The following is a 21,346-nucleotide window of genomic DNA, read 5'->3' on the forward strand; positions in this document are numbered from 1 at the left end:
ACCGTGACCGGCGGACGCCTGCGGCAGGCCGCCGTACGCGTCGCCGAGTACGTCGACCGGGCCCGGTTCGACGTCCAGCTGGTCGAGGTCGCTCCGGCCGGCGACAACCTCGGGAAGCGACCGGGTGTGCTGCTCATCGACGGGGCGATCCTGGCCACCGAGCCTGGGAAGGCGGCCGTGCAGCGGCTGCTCCGGGCCCTGCCCGCCTGGGTGCAGCCGCTGATCGTGCCGGACAGCCAGGACGCCGTACGCCCACCCGAGCAGGACGTGTGGGGCGTGCGGCGGGCGCTGGCGGCCGGCCCCCAGCGGGTGCCGCGACCGCGGATCAGGACCGAGCCGGACGACCCCGTCACGGTCCTCACGGCCGCGATCGACCGGGCCACCCGGCATTTCGACGACGAGCACCTGGTGGAGCGGCGGTACCCGCCACGGCCGCGCTCGAACAGCCATCCGGAGGAGTAGCAGACATGACGGACGCCCGGGACGGTCAGATCGTTACCTTCTACTCCTTCAAGGGCGGCACCGGCCGGACGATGGCCCTCGCCAACACGGCATGGATTCTCGCCGCGAACGGCTACCGCGTGCTCGTGGTCGACTGGGACCTCGAATCGCCGGGCCTGCACCGGTTCTACCGCCCGTTCATCCACGACGGCATGCTCCGCGGTGCCGGCGGCGTGATCGACATGCTCGTGGGCTACGAAGGCGCGGCGAGGGAGGCGGCGAGCCGCAACCCGGCCGCGCCCGGCGAGCTGCCGCACGCCGCCTTCGCGAACGTGCGGCGGCACGCCTTCTCGATCAACTGGCGGTGGCCGGCCGGGGGCACGCTCGACTTTTTGGGCACGGGGCGGCACAACCACAGCTACAGCCGGTCGATCTCCGGTCTCGACTGGGACCACTTCTACGAGGTCCTGGCCGGCGGCGCGTTCTTCGACGCGCTGCGCGCCGATATGAAGCGCACGTACGACTTCACCCTCATCGACAGCCGTACCGGCCTCAGCGATGTCGCGGACATCTGCACCGTCCACCTCCCCGACACGCTCATCGCCTCGTTCACCCTCAGCGAGCAGGGCATCGAGGGCGCCGCCGAGGTCGCCCAGTCGATCAGCCGGAAGACCCTGCCGCGGCGCATCCGGGTACTGCCCGTGGCGATGCGCATCGACCCGGCGGAGAAAATCAAGGCGGACACCGGCCGGTTGGTGGCCAGGCAGCGGTTCGACGGGCTGCCGGCGCACCTGAGCGACGAGGCACGGGAGCGGTACTGGGCCGAGGTGCAGGTGCCCTACCTGGCGTACTACGCCTACGAGGAGACCCTGGCCACGATCGAGGACAGCTCCGGCGCGCCCGGCAACCTGCTCGGTGCCTTCGAGAAACTCACCGAGGTCATCACCGAGGGGCGCGTCACCCGGCTGCCGAGCATGGACGAGGCCGATCGCATCCGCGTCAAGGCGCAGTTCGTGCGGATGGCGGCGGTGCGCGAGACCGAGGTGGCGCTCAGGTACGACGTGGCCGGCATCGTCTGGGCCGAGTGGATCTCGTGGATCCTGCGCGAGGCGGGCATCCAGGTGCACGACCCGGGCCCGGGCGGACGACCCGAGGGTCTGGCCGCGGTCGCCCGGCCACTGGTCGTCAACACCTCCGCGGAGCACGCCGAAGCCGCCGCGTCCGGGTCGGTGCGCGCCACGCGCCGCCCGCTGACCGTGCACGTGGGTGGGACGCAGGCCGCCGCATCGCCCGCCACCAGCGCCAACTCCACGCGCCTGGGTCGGCTCGACGAACTCGCCGCCGCGGAACAGATCCTGCGACTGGTCGGCTTCCCGCCGCCGAAGGCCGAATTCCTGGTCGGCGCTCCACGGTTTCCCGGTACCCCGCAGACCGTCTTCCAGGCCCCACCGCGCAACCTTCTCTTCACCGGGCGCGAGGCACTGCTCGACCTGCTGCGTACCAGGCTGCGCGCGCAGAGCGACGCGGCGGTTCCCGTCGTCCTGCACGGCATCGGCGGCATCGGCAAGACCCAGCTGGTGACCGAGTACGTGCACCGGTTCCGTGGCGCCTACGACGTCGTGTGGTGGATCGACGCGGACACCACCGTGGACGTCGACAGCGCGCTCTACGACCTCGGCCGGCGGCTCGGGCTCAACCTGTCCAGCAGCGTTCCGGAGGGTGCGCAGGCGGTGAAGCAGGCGCTGTCCCGCGGCGAGGCCGGTCTGCGCTGGCTGGTCATCTTCGACAACGCCGAGCAGGCGGCCCGGATCGAGCGGCTGTTGCCCAACGGCCCGGGCCACATCATCATCACCTCACAGGGCACCGGTTGGGGCGAGCAGGCCCAGGTCCTCGCGGTCGACGTCTTCGACCGCGCGGAGAGCGTCAACCACCTGCGCCGCCTGCTGCCCACCCTGACCGAGCGGGACGCGAACCGGATCGCCGAGGCGCTGGGCGACCTGCCCATCGCGGTGGCCGCGGCCGCCGCGTGGCTCGTGGAGACCCGCTCACCGGTCTCGGAATACCTGCAGGCGATCGAGGAGGGCAATCTCGGCGCGCTGGGTTCCGAGAGCGACATCGGCCGGGTCGAGGCGGCGTGGCGGCTGTCACTCGACCAGCTCAAGGCGCGTCGACCGGCGGCGTACCGCCTGCTGCAACTCTGCTCGGTCATGGCCCCGGAGGTGTCGCTCGACATCATCTACAGCAACGCGATGGCCGAGCATCTGCGCGCGATCGACCCGACCGTCACCAGCAGACTCATGATCAACAGGCTGGTGGAGCAGATCAAGCGGCTGGCCCTGTTGCGCCTGGACCAGCAGAGCGACATCGACAGCCAGGGCGCGGAGCGCGACACCGCGCACAGCCACCGGATCGTGATCCACCGGCTGCTGCACTCCGTGGTCAAGTCCCGGATGACCGCCGAGGAGGTCGACCAGGCCAAGCATCAGGTGCACGCGTTGCTCGCGGCGGCGGCCCGTACGCTCGGCGAGGTCGACCTTCAGGACGAGTGGCCGAAATACCGGATGCTGTGGCCCCATGTCGAGGTGTCCGACGGGACGACGTCCAGCATCGCGTCGGTCCGTCAACTGCTCGTCGATCAGGTTCGCTACTTCTTCGTACGGGGCAACCCCGACGGCGGACTGGAGGTGGCCGGGCGCGTCGAGGACAGCTGGGCCCGGATGATCGAGCAACAGGACGACGAGACGGCGCGGCGCGAGCTGCTCGTCCAGCTCTTCCAGCTGCGCTTCAACAAGGCCAACGCCCTCCGGGACAAGGGGGCGTTCCAGCAGTCCTACGACCTGGACCGGGAGATCCACGCGCAGCAGATCGCCATTCTGGGGCGGGACCACGCGGACACGCTGATGACGGCGGGCAGCCTCGGCGGGGACCTTCGGGGTCTGGGCCGCTACGCCGAGGCGTTGGCGCTGGACACCGACACCTGCGCGGCGTGGCGATCGGAGTTCGGTGCGGAGCACCCCCGCACCCTCAACGCCCTGAGCAACCTGGCGGTCTCCTACCGCTTGATGGGCAAGATGGCGGAGGCGCTGCGCCTGGACCAGGAGGTCCACGAGTTGCGGCGGCAACTGCTGGGCGAGGAGAACCTCAGCACCCTGCAGTCGGCCACCTCACTCGGGCGCGACCTTCGCGATGCGGGCCACTACGACAAGTCGGTGGAGCTGCTGACCCAGGTACGCGACGTGTACGCGGCCGTGATGGGGGAGAACACCCGTTTCGTGTACGAGGCCGACGCCAATCTGGCTGTCTCGTTGCGCAGCGCCGGTCGCATCCGCGAGGCCAGTGAACTGCTGGAGGTGGCGTACCAGCGACTGGTGGCCATCATCGGCCCCGATCACCCGGAGACGCTCACCTGCCGGCTCAGCCGTTCGGTGACCCTCCTGGAACTCGGGGACTGGGACCAGGCCGACACGGAGACCAGCGCCGTCCGGGACGCGTACGAACGGCACCTCGGTGCCCAACACCCGCACAGCCTGGTCTGCCTCAACAACCACGCCACGGCGATTCGGGCCATGGGTGACCTCGCCGAGGCCCGGGCACTGGCCCGACAGGCCCTGGAGGGGCTGCTCGGCGTGCTGACCGCCCAGCATCCGTACACCGTCGCCACGCAGATCAACGTGGCGGTCATCGAGGCCGATCTGCACAACCACACCGAGGCGCTCGCGCTGATGACCGGCGCGGCGGAGCTTCTCGTCGAGCTGCTCGGCCGCGACCACCCGCACACCCTGCGCTGCGGGGCGAACCGGGCCCTCATCCTGCGAAGGATGCACGGCGCCGACTACCAGAGCCAGGCCGACGCGGCGATCGCCGCCGTGGCAGGACGGATCGGCTCCAACCATCCCTCGGTGGTCGAGTTGAAACGGGGTCGACTGCTGCGCCGGGTCATCGACCCGCATCCGTACTGAGCCGGGACGTCCGATGCGGTCGGTCCGGAGGCCGGCGCGTCACCAGCTCGACAGCCACTCCAGCATCTCCGGGAGGATCTGCACCGCGCCGAAGTGGGCGGCGCCCGGTTGGACGTCGACCTCCGCGGTCTGGATCTGCCGGGCCAGCCACATGGTGTGGCTCACCGGCGCGAAGTTGTCCTGTTCGCCGTGCCACAGCCGGACCGGGCCGCTGATCGCCGAGAGGCTGAAACCCCAATCCCGGCGCAGTGCCAGGACGTCGTCGATCCACCCCTGTGGACCGTCGCGGAGTGCCTCCCGGTAGGCCTGGGCCAGCAGGCGTCGGATCGCCAGATCCTGGACGACGTGCCGGTCCGGCCAGGTCATGTCGGCCTCCAGTTGGGTCAGCAGGCTCTCCGGGTCGCGCCGGGTCCGCGCCGCCTGCTCCCGGAGGCGCTCGACCAGCCGGAGCCGATCGGCCGACGCGGCGGTGAAGTCGCGCCGGTTGCTCTCGGTCATGCCGCCGAACCACTCGAGACCGGCCGCGTCGGGGTTGGCGAAGCCGACCAGCACCGCCGTACGTGCGACCGAGTCAGGCAGCAGCGCCGCGCACGCCAACGCGTGCGGGCCGCCACCGGACCGTCCGACCACAGAGAAGCGGTAGATGCCGAGGCGTTCCGCGATCGCCTTGATGTCCTGGGCCGCGTCGGCGACGGTGCGGCCGGGCCGGGGCGTGGAACCGCCGTACCCAGGGCGGTCGTAGCTGATGAGACGGATGCCGTACCGGTACAACACACTGCCTCGTGGCTTCGGTCCGCTGCGGCTGCCCGGGGTGCCGTGCAGGAGGAAGACCGGAACTCCGTCGGGCTTGCCAGTGATCTCCACGGTCAACCGGCCGCCGCCGGTGCTCGTCGTGAACCGCTCCTCGGTTGCCAGGTGCGTTCCCCTTCCGTTCGGCCGGAGACCGCGCGACGCGGCGGCGCCCATCAGGTCGTCGCCCGTCAGTGCCGGTAGTTGAACAGCGTAGCCCGGTCGGCCAACGGGTGACCTTCGCGCGAGCGCCGGACCGGGCCGCCCTGCCGGCACCGCCGAGGCGACGCTCAGGCACGGTCGGACCGGTCACCCGCTGATCGTGGGCCGCGCGCCGGCTGCTCGGCCGCGGGCCGCGGGGTCCTCCGCCGCCAGGGAGCCGCCAGCAGCAGGACGGCCAGCACGACGGCGGCGCCGGCACCGAGAAGGGTGCGCCGCGGGATCGCCGACGAGCCGGCGGTGGCACCCTGGCGTACGCCCTTGACCTCGGCGACGGGACGGTCGTTCTTCTTCTCGTCGGGGGTGATCAGGCGGCCGACCGACGCGGCGGGGGGCAGCGCGAAGCCCCAGTCCAGCAGGGCCGCCGACTCGCCCAGGCTGCCCAGCGGCGCGGTCTCCGCGCCGAGCAGGGTCACGGCGAGCCGCCGGCCGTTACGTTCGGCCACCCCCACGTACGTCTGTCGCGCCAGGTCGGTGAAGCCCGTCTTCCCGCCGAGGGTGCCGGGGTAGTGGTCGAGCAGGGTGTTGTCGTGGGTCATGGAGAAGCCCGGCGTTCCCGACTCGGCCGGTATCTCCGCCACCCGGGTGGCGATGTATCGCCGGAAGTCCGCGCGGGCGTAGGTGGCGCGCGCGATCAGCGCCAGATCGTACGCGCTGGTGTACTGACCCGGACCGTCCAGGCCGGACGGCGTCGCCGCGTGGGTCTGGTTCGCGCCCAGGCGGTGTGCCTCGTCGTTCATCGCCTGCACGCCGCCCTCCCGCCCGGCGGCGCCGCCGCCGACTCGGGCCAGCACGTTGGCGGCGTCGTTTCCCGATCTGAGCAGCAGCCCCAGCCAGAGGCTGTCGATCGAGTAGCGGCCGCCCTCGACCACCCCCATCCGCGAACTGGCCGGATCGAGATCCTGCAGATCCGCCCGGGTCACCTCGACCACCTGGGCCGGATCGAGGCGGGGCATCAGGGCCGCGGCCAGCAGCATCTTCTGCACGCTGGCCGGCGTGCGGTGCTCGTGCGGGCCGCACCCACCCAGCACCGCTCCACTGTCGAGGTCGGCCACGACCCACGAGGTGGCGGTCACCGCCGGGGCCATCGGCGCACCCGCGGGAATCGCCAACCCCGCCGTCGCCAGCGCCTCGCCGCCGACGGCCCGGTCGGCGAGGCCGACCGGTGGCGGCGACGGTGCGGCCGGTGGGGGCACTGGCGGCTTGGCGGCCGGGCACGGCACGGACGGCGCGGCGACCGCCGACGCAGGTGACCCGGCCACCCCGGCGGGCATGGGCAGAAGGGCGCTGAGCGCCGCGGCAGCGATGCTATTGAGGATCACGTTGAAGCACCGTAATTGCCGACAAGGCAGCCCACGGTCGACTTGAACAAAGTAGTCCCGGGGCGGTGGCAATTCCGGTATTTGGCGGGCCGTGCTCATTCGCTCGCCCTGTGCCGGTTGCGAGCTGTGGCCGACGGCGGCCGGGCGCGATCGGTGCGTACCGGGGCGAACCGGCGCAGAGCAACCCGGTCGGGCGTCATCCGGATCGCCGGGGATTGCATCGCTCTTTCCGCCGGAACGGTCGCGAACGGAATTCCTCGGCTGTTCGGGTCACCAGGTAAGACGCGGCAAATCCTTCCCGTAAGCGTGTTGCGATGAATCTGGAGAAAACCCATACGCATTTTCCCGACGCCGAAAGAATGTGGGCCAGGGGAAGACCACGAAACGGGGGAGCACATGGAACTGAGGCGGCGATTCGGGCTGCTGTCGGTGACCGTCGCGGCCGTACCGTTGGTCCTCGTCGGCTGCACGGCCGACCGTCTGCCGGGCACCCGGCAGGCGAACGCGGCACCGCCGCAACTGACGGTGACACCTGGCGACCGGTCGCGTGACGTGCCGATCAGCGCCGAGGTGGGGACCGCCGTCAAGGGTGGGAAGATCACCTCGGTGCGGCTGACCGACGACAAGGGGGCCCAGGTACCGACCGAGCGGCGGGAGGACGCGTCGAGTTGGGTGCCGACGAGTCCGTTGCAGAATTCGCGGACCTATACGGCGGAGGTGACCGCGACCGGTGAACGCGGGCGGACGACCACGCAGAAGACGACGTTCACCACGATGGCCAGATCTCCCAAGCCGACGATCACCAGCATCCTGAATGTCACCGGGAATCAGACGTACGGGACGGCGTTACCGATCGTGGTCACGTTCGACCCGGCAATTCCCAAAGAGGCCAGGGCGGACGTTCAGCGCCGGTTGTTCGTGAAGACCGATCCGCCGCAGCCCGGCACCTGGTCGTGGCTGGACGACGGCAAGCAGGTCGAATACCGGGCACCCGACTTCTGGAAGCCCGGTACGAAGATCAGCGTGCGAACCGGCCTGGAAGGGCTCCCGATCGGCAAGGACGCCGTCGGCGACGTGGACCGCTCGGCGACGGCGAAGGTCGGCCGGCAGGTCTCGCTCGACATCGACAACGCCAGCAAGCAGATGTCGGTCTACCAGGACGGCAAACTGCTCCGGAAGGTTCCGGTGAGCCTCGGCAAGCCGAGCACCCCGACGTCCAGCGGCAGCATGGTGATCATGGAGAAATTCGAGTACACGACGTTCGACACCCGGGGTGACCCGATGGGCGGCTACGTCGTGGACGTCGAGGACGCCCAGCGGCTCACCAATGGCGGCGAGTTCATCCACGCCGCGCCGTGGTCCGAGGGGGACCAGGGCAACATCAACGTCTCGCACGGCTGCACCAACGTCTCCACCGCCAACGCCGACTGGCTGATGGGGATCACCCAGGTCGGTGACCTGGTGACGGTCAAGGGCACCGAGGTCACGCTGGACGCCGGCAACGGCTGGACCGCCTGGAACGTCGGCTGGGACGAGTTCGCCAAGGGCAGCGCCCTGCCCGTACCGGCCGGGCTGAAGCCCACGGTCACCGCCACGCCTCATCCGGGCGCGGTGGCCGGCGGCTCGGCGCCCGCCCCCGCCCGCTCCAACAGCGGCGGCTGATCGGCAGCACACCCGCGCACGATGGCGGCGCGGCCGGTTCACCAGAGCGTGAACCGGCCGCGCCGCCATCGTGCCTCCGGGCTTCGAACTTTAGGTCCTGCTGCCCGTCACTTTTGCCGGTGCGAAGCAAAGTTTCGTCGTGTTCCATCTAGCTTCCGTCTCCTGGCGGCGATAGCCTCGCCGAGGAGCACATTCGCATCCATGCACGTGCTTACTGCTACCCCAGACGAGCGTGGGGGAGGTGCCATGAGGCAGCCCGGCCACCGCCTGATCCGACCGGCTGTGAGTCCGCCCCACGCCACGCTCGCTCGGCTCGTCGAGACCCGCCTCCACTTCCCGTGCTGGAACTGGAAAGGAACCGCATGTCCAGCCAACATCCGGTCGCCCGAAGCCTGAGATCGCACCCGTCCCGCCGAGCGAGCAGCGACACCCGCCGGCGTCTGCTGCGTTGCGCGGTCGCCGCCGTCCTGCCGGCCGCGTCTCTGTCCGCCGGCGCGCTCGCCGTCGGCACCCCGGCATGGGCCGCGCCCACCAGCGCGCCGGCCATCCTCACCCCGACCGCCGCCACCGGAACCAACGGCTTCTATCGAGGCCCGGTCACCGTCAACCTGTCCGCGACCGACGCGGTCAACGGCGTCCAGCGTCTGGAGTACCGGCTCGGCAACGCGGCGCCGTTCCAGACCGCGGCATCCGCGGCCGCCCCGTACCCCGCCAGCCTGGCCGGTTCGGTGCAGATCAGCCAGCAGGGCACCACCGCCGTCGGATACCGGGCCGTCGGCGGAGACGGCTCGGTCGAGTCCGTCCGCACCATCACCATCCGGATCGACACCGTCGCCCCCGTGGTCAGCTGGCCGGGGATCGTCGACGGGCACATCGGCCACACCGCGACGCTGATCCCGACCCGGACCGATCCCGCACCCGGCTCCGGCGGCGTCTTCATCCATCGGATGTGGATCGACGGAACCGAGGTCACCCCGCTGCCGGTCGCCACCTCCACCCTGGCCACCGGAGGGCACACGATCAGCGTCATCGCCAGCGACGCGGCCGGCAACGCCGCCCGGTTCGACCAGGCGTTCGCGGTGACCACGTCGTTCGCCGATCTCGACACCCTCGTCGGCGGCTTCGTCACCAGCGGCGCGATCAGCGCCGCCGCCGGCGACGGCCTGCGCGCCACGTTGGCGGAGGCAGCGGAGGCGGCCGACCCCACCGCCGCCGTACGCGTCCTCAACCAGTTCGTCGCCGCCGCGCAGCGCGCGACGGAACCCGGCCCGGTCCGGGACACCCTGGTCGGAGACGCCCGCTATCTGGAGCAGCAGGTCACCGGTACGCTCCCGGCGGACCCGCCGACCGGCATGACCGTCACGCCGACCGCCGGACCCGACCCGATCCCCGCGGCGAAGCCGCTCGAGGCGTCGACGAACTTCCCCGGCGCCACCTTCCGGGTGCTGTACTTCTCGGCCACCAAGGGCTTCCGGCACGACCACATTCCGGACACCGCTCTGCTCATCGAGCAGTTGGGCAAGCAATACGGCTTCGACGTCGACATCTGGGACCCGAGGCTCGCCCCGGCGTCACTGCCGAGCACACCGTTCACCTCCGCCGCCGACCTGGCGAAGTACCGGACCATCATCTTCTCCTCGCCGGTCGACGGGACGAACCCCAACAGCACCCCGGACGCGGACGCTCTCAACGCCGCTGAACTGGCCGCGTTCAAGGAGTACATCCAGGCCGGCGGCGGGTACGTCGGGCTGCACGGGGCGTCCGACGCGATCCACAACGTGCCCTGGTACCGCGACCTGGTCGGGGCGTGGTTCACCAACCACCCGGGCGGCCAGAACGGCGAAGGTACCTGCGGTAGCTGCATCAACGTGCGGGTCAACACCGAGGACCCCACGAACCCGGCCGTCGCGCACCTGCCGAAGACCTGGCTCACCATCGACGAGCTGTACAACTTCGACCACAATCCGCGCGCCGAGGTGCACACGCTGCTGAGCCTCGACGAGTCGTCGTACCAGCGGAGCCTCAACAGCGGCAACGCCGCGACCAACCCCCTGCGCCTGATGGGTGGCGACCACCCGATCGCGTGGTGCCAGGAGTACGACGGCGGGCGCGAGTTCTCGCTCATCCTGGGCCACGATCGCGCGCAGTACTACCGCGACCCGTTCACCCGGATCCTGTTGAGCGGGATTCACTGGACGGCCGGGCAGACCGAGGCGAACTGCGCCACCTTCCGGCAGACCCGCACGCTGATCAGCGCCGACGCTGCCGGCGGTGCCCTGGATCCGGATTCGGCCGCGGCCGCCGCCGCGCTGCTCGACGACGCCCAGGCCGCGTACCTGCAACGGGATCACAACACCGCGACCACCTCGCTCAACCGGATCATCGCGATCACCGGCAACCCCGCCGCCGGTAGCCCGGTCGCGCGGGCCGAACTCGACCGCCAGGTGCGCCAGCTGCGGGACTGGATGCTGTCGTTGAACCAGTCCTGACCACTCCGAGGGCCGCCGGCCCGAACGCGGGCCGGCGGCCACCGGCGGCGACGTCCGAGCCGCCGCGGTCACCGCACGGCGGCGTTGCCACCGCGCGCCCGTTGCTGCACGATACGGGGCGTGGTTGAGCTGGCGCACGCGTCCGAACGGATCAATGTGGACGGTGCACAGGTCGGCACGTGGTCCGCTCGGCTCGCCGGGGACGACGTCAAGTTGTCCGGCCGGTGCCCCGCGTGCCGGCACGAGACGAACGCCGTGGTGGCGTTGCAGGCAGCGGGTCTGGAGTCCGCCGCGTCGGACACCCCGGAGGAGTTGACCGTCTCGGTCGCCTGTCTGTGTCGTCGGGCGCATCCCGACCGCCCCGACGACGGCCCCGCCGGATGCGGCCGCTTCTGGAGCCTGCTGCTGCGGATCCAGCCGGACGCGGTGACCGTCTCGCCCGCGAACGACCGCGAGCTCGATGATGCCTCGGACGCGTGGCGGGAGGCGACGACCTCGCAGGCGACCTCGGTCCGGTCCGCGGCGGAGAAGTGGCTCGCCGGGATCACCGCCCTCTACGGCCTGTTCGGGCTGGCGAGTGTCGGCATCGCCCGGGACAGCGTGGCGGCGCTGCCACTGTCCGGCCGGATCGCCGTCGGGAGCGCCGCTGCCGTCGCCGTCTGCCTGGCCGGGTGGGCCGTCATCGACGCGTACCGCGCGGCGTACGGTTGGCCGGTCGTGACGGCGGTGCACGACAACGACGAACTGCGCGCCTGGTACGCCGGCCGCCGCGCGGTCGGGATCCGCGCCGCCCGTCAGCTGGGGGCCGCGGTCCGCAAGGCGGCGGCCTCACTGGCGGCTCTGGTGATCGTCGTCGGCCTGCTCTGGTTCGTCCCGCCCGCGCCGGCGTCCGAACCGTTGCTGCAGATCTCCCGGGTCGACGACTCGATGGTCTGCGGCACCGTCGTGACGAGCCGCTCGCCGGCGTCGCTGCGGCTGCGCCGTCCCGGTGGCGAGACGGTCGTGGTGCCCGCCGGCGACATCGTCGCGGTCAAGCCCGTCCGATCATGTCCCGGGTAGGGCGGGGAACACCACGGACGCCAGCCCGTCGCGCCGCAACCGGGCGAGGATCGTGGCCATCGGAACCGCGATGTTGTACGTCGGTTCGTGGTCCTGCCGATCGTCGGGGTCGCCGGCGATGTGCAGCCCCACCAGGGTGAGATCCGTCGTGAAGCAGGGCGATCCGGAGCTGCCCCGCTGGGTGTTGACCCGGTGGCGCAGCCGGGTGCGGTTGGCGTTGACATCGAGGACGGTGCCGAAAGCCAGCTGCAGCGGTTCCCGCCCGGGATACTGCAACATGATCAGTGGACGGTCGGCGGCGAGCGCGTCGTCGTGGCCCGGCGCGGTGAGCCAACCCCGGCGGGGTGAGTCCGGCACTTGTCCGGCCCGGCCGACGGCGTCCAGGCCGGCCGGCTCGGCGAGCCGGATCAGCGCCACGTCCAGCTCGTCCTCGCCGGGCAGCCGGGTGCGGTCGGGAGATCGGTCCGCGGCACTGGCGGCGTACGTGGCGACCCGCCAGCGCCGGGCCAGTGGATAGGCACTGCCCTCACTCACCACCCGCCCGTCGGAGGCTCGACGGAAGTCGAATCGGGCCACCACCTCGTCGGGTGCCACCTGCTCGTCGCGGAGGGCGTCGACGACGTGGCCCGCGGTCAGGCACACGTCCGGCCCGACGAGGAAACCGGTGCCCAGCGGCCGTGCCGGCGGGCCGGCCAGCTCGAGGCGGCAGACCTGTCCCTCGAGCGCGCCCAGCCGCTGCCGCCACGGTCGCGTGTCCTGAAACGGCACGTGCTCGTCGATGAACCGCTCCGCGTTGTCCGACAGTGCGGTGAGGCCGAGCGCCGTGGCCACCGATCGCAGGCCGGAGTGGGTCGGGCGGGCCTCCAGGGCGGCGGTGACCAGGTCGGCGAGCCAGCCCTCGGCGTCGGCCGACTGGATGAGGTGGAACACCCGGGCCGGGTAGTCGTCGGCCATGGTGATGTCGTGGCGGTGCCGGTCCAGCGAATACAGCAGCAGCATGTCGAGGCGGTCGGGTGGCCGGAAGGCGTCGCGCAGGGCCTTGTCCAGCTGCTCGGCGGTGCGGCCACGCACAGCGCACACGATGAGTCTCCCTGCCGACGTCCGGGCGTACCCGTCGATACTAAGGTTGGCGGGTCCGACCTGTTTGGACGGCCATCCGATCGAGTCGAGCCGTGGCCGCTCGGGGTGTCGGTGCCCTAGGGTCGGACCAGGCGTGGCGTCGGGTCCGGTCTCAGGCGGAGGTGCGATATCGACGGAGGACCCTCGCTGACCGGCGAGCAGTTGCGGGAGCTCGAGGCGGCGCTGCTGGACGCCTACCCGTACCGCAACGACCTGGAACGGATGCTGTTGTACGGCCTGCAGCGACGGCTGTCCACGTACGTCGGCGGCGATCTAGGGATGCGCGAGGTGATCTTCAAGCTGATCGAGGCCGCGTTCGCGGAGAACTGGCTCGAACAGCTGATCGAGGCGGCGCTGACCGACCGGGCGGGCAACGCCGGGCTGCGGGCCTGGGAACGAACCCACCGATGGCGACCGGTGCCGGTGGCGCAGCCCCCGCCGCCGCAGGACCTGCAGTTGCTCGACAGCGCCTTCTTCGACCTGCAACAGCTCAAGCGGGCCGTGCAGGAGGCGAAGTTCGAGGCGTCCAGCCGGCTGCTCGCCTTCGGCGTCACCTACTCGGAGATGCTCTTCGTCAACAAGCTCTGCTCCTGGCTGCCGTACTGCCTCGGTGAGGTGGAACGCAAGGAGTGGTTGAGCCTGCGGCCCGAACTGGCGCCGGTGGACGTACGGGTGAAGCACGTCCTGCGGTACCTGCCGGACCTGGAGTGGGCCAACGTGGTGTGCCCGGTGCTGACCGACGGGGTGCCCAGCGCCGTGGTCGCACAGTTCTGGGACGGCGTGCGGGAGCACTGCGGCCACCACGAGCGCTGGTTCGTCATGGTCTTCGCCGGCTCGCTGCCGGGCGGCTATCCCTCAGGGATCACTACGCTGCCCGCACCGCAGGTGGACCGTTTCGACCTCGCGCTGTGGGCCCAGGAAGTCGTCTCGCGGCGCGGCTGGCCCGCCACGCTCGCGGACGCCTGGAGCGGGCTCATCGAGGAAGAGGCCTGGGACGGGTCCCGGCTGGACATCCGCCTGGTCTACGAGTCCATGGACCGCTCGATCCGCGACGCGCGCCAGGATTCGGCGCGCTTCCGTCGGCAGCTCGAGGAGAGGAGCCATCGTGCAGACCCGGCACCGCGTTGACACGTCCACCTGGTTCGACGCCACCGCCCGCCTGCCCGCTACCCGTCTGATCGAGGCGACCGACGCGGACCACGTGGCGGCGGCCAACCCGCCCATGCGGCAGGTCTCGTACGAGCCGTACCTGGCCACCGCGGAGCTGCAGGCCGCGGTGAACCTGGCGATCGGCCTCGGCCGGCCGCTGCTGCTGCAGGGCGACCCCGGGGTCGGCAAGACCCGGCTGGCGTACGCGGTGGCCTACGCGCTCGGGTTGCCGATCGAGCAGGCCTACATCAAGTCGACCAGCAAGGGCCGTGACCTGCTGTACACGTACGACGCGATCCGGCGGCTGCACGACGCCCAACTGGGCGGTCGCCGGCGCGGCGCGGTCGACGACCCGCGGCAGTACGTGCGGCTGGGCCCGCTCGGTCGCGCGATCGCCCGCGCCGGCCACGGCCGGCGCTCAGTGCTGCTGATCGACGAGATCGACAAGGCGGACCTCGACTTCCCCAACGACCTGCTGCGCGAGCTCGACGAGTTGGCGTTCGAGATCGACGAACTGCCCCACGCGCGCTACGCCGTGCCCGCCGATCGGCCGGACCTGCGCCCGATCATCATCGTCACGAACAACGAGGAGAAGGCGCTGCCGGGTGCCTTTCTTCGCAGGTGCATCTTCCACTACGTGGAGTTCCCCTCATCCGCCGAGCAGCTCGACATGATCCTGCAACTGCACGGCATCGGCGAGGCGGAACTGCGGCGCGAGGTGATCGACGTGCTGGTGCGCCTGCGGGAGGTGGATCTCGCCCGGAGGCCCGGGCTCAGCGAGCTGCTCGACTGGGCCGGGTTCCTGCAGGCCGTCGGTGTGCCCGCCGGTGAGATCGGCGGGCTGCCGTACCTCGGCGCGCTGCTCAAGCAGCGCGGTGACCAGGGTCGGGCGGTAGAGCGGCTCAGCCACCCATGACGGTCCCGCACCCGGCGCCGCCCTTCGTGTACGACCTGGTCACGCGGCTGCGGCGACGGGGGCTGCCACTCGGGATCGACGACTGCGCCAGCCTGCGCCAGGCGCTGGCCGCCGGGTTCGGTCTCGCCTCGACCGAGGACCTGGCCGAACTGTGCGTGGCGCTGTGGGCGAAGTCGGTCGGCGAGCGCGAGATCGTCCGCGCCGCGTTCGCCCAGGTGGAGGTTCCGGTCTGGCAGACCGACGTCGCCGAGGAGGCGTCGCCGACGCCGCCGCCCACCGCCGACCCGCTGGCCGGGGACGGCCTGCGCATGGACCCGCAGGACGGCCCGCAACCGGCCGGCGAGCAGCCGGCGACGGGCGAGCCGGCACCGGCCGCCCAGCACGTGACGGGCCTGGCGATGCAGCCACCCAGCACGGGCAGCTTCGACCCGTCGCTGGTCATCGTGCCGCAGTACCCGCTCAGCGAACGGGAGATCGCCCAGGCCTGGCGGCGGCTGCGCCGGCCGGTCCGCACCGGCCCGCCGGTCGAGCTCGATGTCGTCGCCACGCTCGACCGGTACGCGCGTACCGGGGTCGCTTCCGCGCCGGTCCTGGTCCCGGCGAGACGCAACACGGCGCGGCTGCTCGTGCTGGTGGACCGGCAGGGCTCCATGACCCCGTTCCACAACTTCGTCGACCATCTCATCGCGGCGATCAGGAGCGCGGGCCGGTTGGACCTGATCACGGTCGGGTACTTCCGCAACGTCCCCGGCCGCAGCCGCGACCAGGCGCTGCTGGCCGATCTGCCCGACCCGTTCAGCCCGGCGCTCGACCCGGTGCTCACCCGGGTCGCGCCGCTGGCGACCGGCCGCCTCTACCGGGACCCCGACCTCACCGAACCGCACCCGTTCGCGGCCGCCGTCGAGCAGGTGTCCGCCGGCACCGCAGCAGTGATCATCAGTGACGGGGGAGCGGCGCGGGGCGGCTTCGACACGGGCCGGCTGCTCGACACCACCGCGATGCTCAAGGCGCTGCGTGCCGCCGGATGCGCGGTCGCCTGGCTCAACCCCCTGCCGGCCGCCCGATGGGCCGGTACGACCGCCGGGCAGATCGCCCGGCACATCCCGATGCAGCCGCTGACCAGGGAGGGCATGTACCGGACCGTGGACGTGCTGCGCGGCCACCCGGAGCGGACGGAGCGGCCGCTGTGAGCGCGTGGACCCGGACCTCCCCGGCCAGCAGCCGGCTGTCCGTCGCGCGGGCGACCCTGCCGGCCGGCGCCCTGGAGCTGGCGAGTCACGCCGCGGTGCCGGTCGCGGTCGACCCCGGTTTCCTGCACCTGCTGCGGGTCAACTTCTTCCTCGACCCGCCCGCCGTGCTGGGCTACCCGGTCGAGGCCGAACTGCTGACCTCGCCGTTGTTCCGCGAGCTGGGCGACGGCCTCTACGAGATCGACCCCGCACTGCGCGACCGGCTCCTGGTGAGCCTGCTGACCCGGTTCGGCAATGCGAGGCTGACCCGGGTGGCGACCCTGCTGGAGCAGTACACCGACCACGGGGCGCCGTGGCGGGCACTGCCGGAGCTGGAGCACGCCCAGCGGCTGACCGCGCTGAGCATCATCGAACCGTCGCGGGCGACCGAGTGGCTCGATCAGGCGCAGCGCGTGCCCGCCGGCGACGGGCAGCTGGGCCGGGAATGGTTCGTGGCCATGCGCGACCGCCTCGAACAACAACCGCCGGTGTCGGCAAACCTCAACCAGGAACTCGCCGACGTCCTGGGCCGTGCTCGTGCCGGCACCGAAGACGGTCGGATCGCCGCGGTGCACCAGCTCGGGCAGCTCGGTCTGCTGCCCGGCGCCGACGTCGCCACCATCGCCCGGGCCCTGCACGAGCTGGCGGACGGGACGCCACCGCCGGTGGCGGCCGTGGTCCGCGACGTCCTCGACACGCTGGTCCTGCTGGTGCCGGCGCCGTCGGTGACCGGGGACGAGCGGGACGCCACGGCACAGCACCAGGACGAGGTGTCCCTGCCCGACCTGCTCGGCATCCGGGACGTACGCCACCCGGATCTGCGCCGGCTGCGGCGACGGCGAGGCGTACGCGACCGGCTGCGGGCACCCATCGGCGTCGGCCCCGGCCGGGAACCGGTCGAGCTCGACCTGAAGGAACCGGCCCAGGAGGGGATGGGCCCGCACGGCCTGGTCGTCGGAGCGACCGGCTCGGGCAAGTCCGAGCTGCTGCGCACCATCGTGCTGGGGTTGGCGGCGACCCATTCCCCGGACCTGCTCAACGTGGTCCTGGTCGACTTCTGGAGCGGCGCCGTGTTCGCTCCGCTCGCCGGCCTGCCGCACGTGGCCGCGGTGGTCACCGGCCTCGGCGAGGTGCCGGCACTGCTCGACCGGCTGGCCGAGGCCCTGACCGGAGAACTGGTCCGCCGGCAGGAACTGCTTCGCCGAGCCGGCAACTTCGTATCCGTGCGCGACTACGAGGAGGCGCGCACGCGCGGCGACCGGCTGGCACCGCTGCCGAGCCTGCTCATCGTCTGCGACGAGTTCACCGAGTTGTTGACCGCCAAACCGGATTTCATCGAGGTGTTCGTGCAGATCGGTCGGGTCGGCCGGAGCCTCGGCGTGCACCTGCTGCTGGCCAGCCAACGCCTCGAGGAGGGCCCGCTGCGCGGCCTGGACGGCTACCTGTCGTACCGGATCGGCCTGCGCACCTTCACGGCCCACGAGTCCCGCATGGTGCTCGGCGTCCCCGACGCCCACGACCTGGGGCGTCCCGGTGACGGGTACCTCAGAGCCGGCACCGACCCCCTGGTGCGTTTCAAGGCCGCCTACGTGTCCGGCCCGTACCACGCCCCGGCCCCGAGGTCGTGGGAGGACGTCCTGTCGGCGCCCGGGCGGCCCCGTCGTCCGCCCACCGTCGCCGAGGTGCTCGTGGACGCGCTGGCCGGCCAGGGACCGCCGGCCCATCAGATCTGGCTGCCCCCGCTGACCGCCTCGCCGAGCGTCGACGCGCTGGCCGGCCCGCTGGCGGTCTATCCGGCCCGGGGGCTGACGGTGCAGGACGTGCTGCTGCGCGGAGCCCTGCGGGTGCCGGTCGGGCTGGCCGACAAGCCCTACGAGCAGCGCCAGGACGTGCTGTGGCTGGACCTGTACGGCGGCAACGGTCACGTGGCCGTCGTGGGCGGTCCGGGGAGCGGGAAGTCCACCGCGCTGCGTACGCTGATCACCAGCCTCGCGCTCAGCCACACCCCGGCTGAGGTGCAGGTCTACTGCCTCGATCTCGGTGGCGGGCAGCTGAGCACCCTGCGTGGGTTACCCCATGTCGGTGGCGTCGCCGGTCGGGCGGACAGCGCCGCCATCCGGCGCACCGTCGGTGAGATGGCCACCCTCCTGGACAACCGTCGGCGCTCGTTCCCCGCCGCCGGGACGGACATGGCCGCCTACCGCCGCCGACTGGCCGTGGGAACGGTGGACGACCCGTTCGGCGACGTGTTCCTGGTCGTCGACGGCTGGGACAGGTTGCGCAGCGAGTACGACGACCTGGAGCAGGCCCTCACCCTCATCGCCCTGCACGGCCTGCCGTGCGGCATTCACCTGGTCGCCGCCACCGGCCGCTGGACGGACCTCCGGTCGGTGATCCGGGACAGCTTCGGCACCCGCCTCGAGCTGCGCCTGCGTGACCCCGGGGATTCGGCGATCTCGCGCCGGGCCGCGGCGAACGTGCCGACGGCCCGGCCGGGCCACGGCATCACCAGCGACGCGTTGCACTTCCTCATCGCCCCACCCGCACCGGTGGACGGCGATCCCGCCGACCTCGTCGACCGGGTCGCGGCCGCCTGGGCCGGGCCGCCGGCGCCCCGGGTACGGATGCTGCCCGCCGTGGTGCCGTTCTCGGCGATCGAGGACGTCCGCGACGAGGGCCGACCCTGGGCGCTGCCGATCGGTCTCGCCGAGGCCGACCTGCGGCCGGTGACCGTGGACTTCGAGGCCGATCCGCACGTCCTGGTGTTCGGCGACGCGGGATCGGGGAAGTCGACCTTCCTGCGTCTGCTGGCCACCACGATCGCCGCCCGGTTCACCCCGGCACAGGCGCGCTTGGTCATCGTCGACTACCGCCGCAGCCTGCTGGACGCGGTGCCGACGGAGCACCTGCTCAGCTACTGCGGGTCGTCGACGCAGACGTCGGACCTGCAGGAGGTCGCCCACGCCATGCGCAACCGCCTCCCCGGTCCGGACGTCACGCCGGAACAGTTGCGCGACCGGTCGTGGTGGCGCGGCCCGGAGTGCTTCGTGCTGGTCGACGACTACGAGCTCGTCGCCATGAGCTCGGCCAACCCACTGGCGCCGTTGGTGGACCTCCTGCCGGCGGCCCGGGACATCGGCCTGCACCTGATCCTCACCCGCCGTGGCGGCGGCGCCGCGCGGGCGATGTACGAGCCGGTCATCCAACGGCTGCGCGAGCTGGCCGGGCCCGGGCTGATCCTGTCCGGCGAACCCGGCGAGGGCGGGCTGCTCGGCAACGTCCGCCCCTCGACCCAGCCGCCCGGCCGGGGCTGGCTGGTCACTCAAGGCGACGGCGCCCGACTCGTCCAGCTCGCGCTGCCACCGGACGCCCCCTGACAGCACGGTCAGGCTGCTCCAACGCCGTCGGTGGCGCGCCGCGGCGGGTGCGCTGGATCAGCACGACGCAGGCCAGCACCACCAGCGCCGCCGCGATCGAGGCCGGGGTGACCGGCTCACCGAGCAGCAGCGCCGACCAGCCGAGCGTGAGCACCGGCTGCGCGAGCTGGAGTTGGCCGACCTGAGCGATGCCGCCCCGGGCCAGGCCCGCGTACCAGGCGAAGAAGCCCAGGAACATGGAGACCCCGGTGAGGTAACCGAACGCCGGCCAGGCGAGCCCGTCGGCGTGCGGGGGATCGGCTACCGCCGCGATGACCGTGACCGGCACGGTGACGGGCAGGGACAGCAGCAACGCCCAACAGATCGTGACGGCGCCGCCGAGCTCGCGGGCGAGCGCGCCGCCCTCGGCGTACCCCAGGCCGCAGAGCGCGACCGCCGCGAGCAGGAACAGGTCGGGCAGTGACAGCGCGCCCCGCACGGCGCCACTCGCGCCGAGGAAGGCGAGCACCGCCAGCAGCCCGCCGGCGCTCCCGACCCAGAACAGCAATGGCGGTCGCTCGCCGGCCCGCAGCACCGCGAACACGGCGGTCATGGCGGGCAGCACGGTGATGACGACCGCGCCGTGCGCGGAAGTCTGGGTGATCAGCGCCAGCGAGGTGAACAGCGGGAATCCGACGACGACGCCGAGGGCGACGATCGACAGCCGCCGCCACTGCCCCCGGGTGGGTCGCCGCGCGCTGGTGAGACGCAGGTAGATCCCGGCCAGCAGCCCCGCGCCGACGGCCCGTCCGAAGGCGACGAACCACGGGTCGAGCTGCTGCACGGCGACTCGGGTGGCCGGCAGCGAGAGGCTGAAGGCGACCACGCCCAGCGCGCCGAGGGTGAGGCCGACCAGCCGATCTCCCGTTACCGTGGTGCTGACAGTAGCGCTACTCTTACCTCTCATGAATGACGGTAACGCAGCGGACCGCGTTATCCAAGATCTCCGCGCCGCCGCAACCGCCGCGGAGCCTGGCACCCGGCTGCCCTCCGTACGCGAGCTGACCGCCCGGCACCACGCCTCGCCGGTCACCGTTGCGGCGGCGATCCGGCAGCTGGTGGCCGAGGGGGTGATCGAGGCACGTCCCGGCAGAGGCACCTTCGTGGCCATCCCACCGCAGCAGCGCCGCACCCCCGACCTGTCCTGGCAGACCGTCGCGCTCGGCTCGCGCCGGTCCGGCGAGGAGGAGATGCAGGCGCTGCTGGCGTTACCGCCCGCCGGAGCGATCCCGCTGTCCGGCGGCTATCTGGACGCGGATCTGCAGCCTGCCGCCGCGCTCGGCGCCGCGCTCGCCCGCGCCGCCCGGCAGCCCGCATCGTGGCAGCGTGGGCCGACCGAGGGACGCGCGGACCTGCGCGCCTGGTTCGCGCGCGAGGCCGGAACCGGGCTGCGCGCCGACGACCTCGTGATCTGTCCCGGCGGGCAGGCCGCGCTGTCGACGGCGCTGCGTGCGCTCACCACGCCCGGCGACACCCTTCTCGTCGAGTCACCGACCTACCTCGGCGCACTGGCCGCCGCCCGGGCCGCCGGGCTGCGGGCGGCGATCCGGCCGAGCAGGCCGTTGAGGAAGCGCGGC

The 21,346-nt window shown here is 72.0% G+C and carries 14 protein-coding genes; 10 read left to right on the top strand and 4 right to left on the bottom strand.

Translation table 11 applies throughout. The annotated features are described in order from the left end of the window. Together ONA70_RS22500 and fxsT are read left to right on the top strand one after the other, a co-directional pair. On the top strand, positions 1 to 462 hold a 462-nt coding region (locus ONA70_RS22500; protein WP_265008453.1), incomplete at its 5' end, for a hypothetical protein. Between the two features lie 5 nt (positions 463 to 467). Continuing rightward, entirely contained in the window at positions 468 to 4,400 is a 3,933-nt protein-coding gene (gene fxsT, locus ONA70_RS22505; protein WP_265008454.1) for an FxSxx-COOH system tetratricopeptide repeat protein, read from the top strand. Between the two features lie 39 nt (positions 4,401 to 4,439). On the opposite strand, the gene ONA70_RS22510 is transcribed toward fxsT, so the two are convergent. Then, a complete protein-coding gene (locus ONA70_RS22510; RefSeq protein WP_265008455.1) occupies positions 4,440 to 5,264 on the bottom strand; it encodes an alpha/beta fold hydrolase in 825 nt (274 codons plus the stop codon). Positions 5,265 to 5,479: 215 nt separating this feature from the next. Further along, positions 5,480 to 6,682 carry a D-alanyl-D-alanine carboxypeptidase family protein gene (locus ONA70_RS22515; protein ID WP_406601230.1) on the bottom strand — a complete coding sequence of 401 codons (1,203 nt, stop codon included), beginning with the start codon at positions 6,680 to 6,682 and terminating at the stop codon, positions 5,480 to 5,482. A 444-nt stretch (positions 6,683 to 7,126) separates the two neighbouring features. On the opposite strand from ONA70_RS22515, the gene ONA70_RS22520 reads away from it, so the two are divergent. The 3 genes from ONA70_RS22520 (at position 7,127) to ONA70_RS22530 (ending at position 11,940) form a co-directional block, all read left to right on the top strand. After that, complete coding sequence (locus ONA70_RS22520; protein ID WP_265008456.1) at positions 7,127 to 8,392, top strand: L,D-transpeptidase; 1,266 nt, start codon at positions 7,127 to 7,129, stop codon at positions 8,390 to 8,392. A 362-nt stretch (positions 8,393 to 8,754) separates the two neighbouring features. After that, on the top strand, positions 8,755 to 10,881 hold the full coding sequence (locus ONA70_RS22525; RefSeq protein WP_265008457.1) for a ThuA domain-containing protein: 2,127 nt from the start codon (positions 8,755 to 8,757) through the stop codon (positions 10,879 to 10,881). A gap of 120 nt (positions 10,882 to 11,001) precedes the next feature. Continuing rightward, complete coding sequence (locus tag ONA70_RS22530; RefSeq protein WP_265008458.1) at positions 11,002 to 11,940, top strand: hypothetical protein; 939 nt, start codon at positions 11,002 to 11,004, stop codon at positions 11,938 to 11,940. Here ONA70_RS22530 and ONA70_RS22535 read toward each other — a convergent pair. After that, positions 11,926 to 13,020 (bottom strand): serine protease, encoded by a 1,095-nt coding sequence (locus tag ONA70_RS22535; RefSeq protein WP_265008459.1) that lies wholly within the window; start codon positions 13,018 to 13,020, stop codon positions 11,926 to 11,928. The two genes, ONA70_RS22530 and ONA70_RS22535, sit on opposite strands and share 15 nt — an antisense overlap. A gap of 186 nt (positions 13,021 to 13,206) precedes the next feature. Between ONA70_RS22535 and ONA70_RS22540 the strand changes: the two genes are divergently transcribed. Genes ONA70_RS22540 through eccCb form a run of 4 tightly spaced genes read left to right on the top strand, consistent with a single transcriptional unit; the run spans position 13,207 to position 19,730 of the window. Next, positions 13,207 to 14,187, top strand: a complete 981-nt coding sequence (locus tag ONA70_RS22540; protein ID WP_265008466.1) for an effector-associated domain EAD1-containing protein — start codon at positions 13,207 to 13,209, stop codon at positions 14,185 to 14,187. Beyond that, positions 14,165 to 15,124, top strand: coding sequence for an AAA family ATPase (locus tag ONA70_RS22545; RefSeq protein WP_265008460.1), 960 nt, complete (start codon positions 14,165 to 14,167; stop codon positions 15,122 to 15,124). The genes ONA70_RS22540 and ONA70_RS22545 overlap by 23 nt, the downstream gene beginning before the upstream one ends. Then, a complete protein-coding gene (locus ONA70_RS22550; RefSeq protein ID WP_265008461.1) occupies positions 15,121 to 16,314 on the top strand; it encodes a VWA domain-containing protein in 1,194 nt (397 codons plus the stop codon). Before ONA70_RS22545 ends, ONA70_RS22550 begins: the two co-directional genes overlap by 4 nt. Next, positions 16,311 to 19,730 carry a type VII secretion protein EccCb gene (eccCb, locus tag ONA70_RS22555; RefSeq protein ID WP_265008462.1) on the top strand — a complete coding sequence of 1,140 codons (3,420 nt, stop codon included), beginning with the start codon at positions 16,311 to 16,313 and terminating at the stop codon, positions 19,728 to 19,730. Before ONA70_RS22550 ends, eccCb begins: the two co-directional genes overlap by 4 nt. Here eccCb and ONA70_RS22560 read toward each other — a convergent pair. After that, complete coding sequence (locus ONA70_RS22560) at positions 19,672 to 20,676, bottom strand: DMT family transporter (RefSeq protein WP_265008463.1); 1,005 nt, start codon at positions 20,674 to 20,676, stop codon at positions 19,672 to 19,674. The two genes, eccCb and ONA70_RS22560, sit on opposite strands and share 59 nt — an antisense overlap. Between ONA70_RS22560 and ONA70_RS22565 the strand changes: the two genes are divergently transcribed. Further along, on the top strand, positions 20,675 to 21,346 hold a 672-nt coding region (locus ONA70_RS22565; protein ID WP_265008464.1), incomplete at its 3' end, for an aminotransferase class I/II-fold pyridoxal phosphate-dependent enzyme. The two genes, ONA70_RS22560 and ONA70_RS22565, sit on opposite strands and share 2 nt — an antisense overlap.

Origin of the sequence: Micromonospora yasonensis, from assembly GCF_026013475.1 — a bacterium.
In the GTDB taxonomy this organism is placed as follows: domain Bacteria; phylum Actinomycetota; class Actinomycetes; order Mycobacteriales; family Micromonosporaceae; genus Micromonospora; species Micromonospora yasonensis.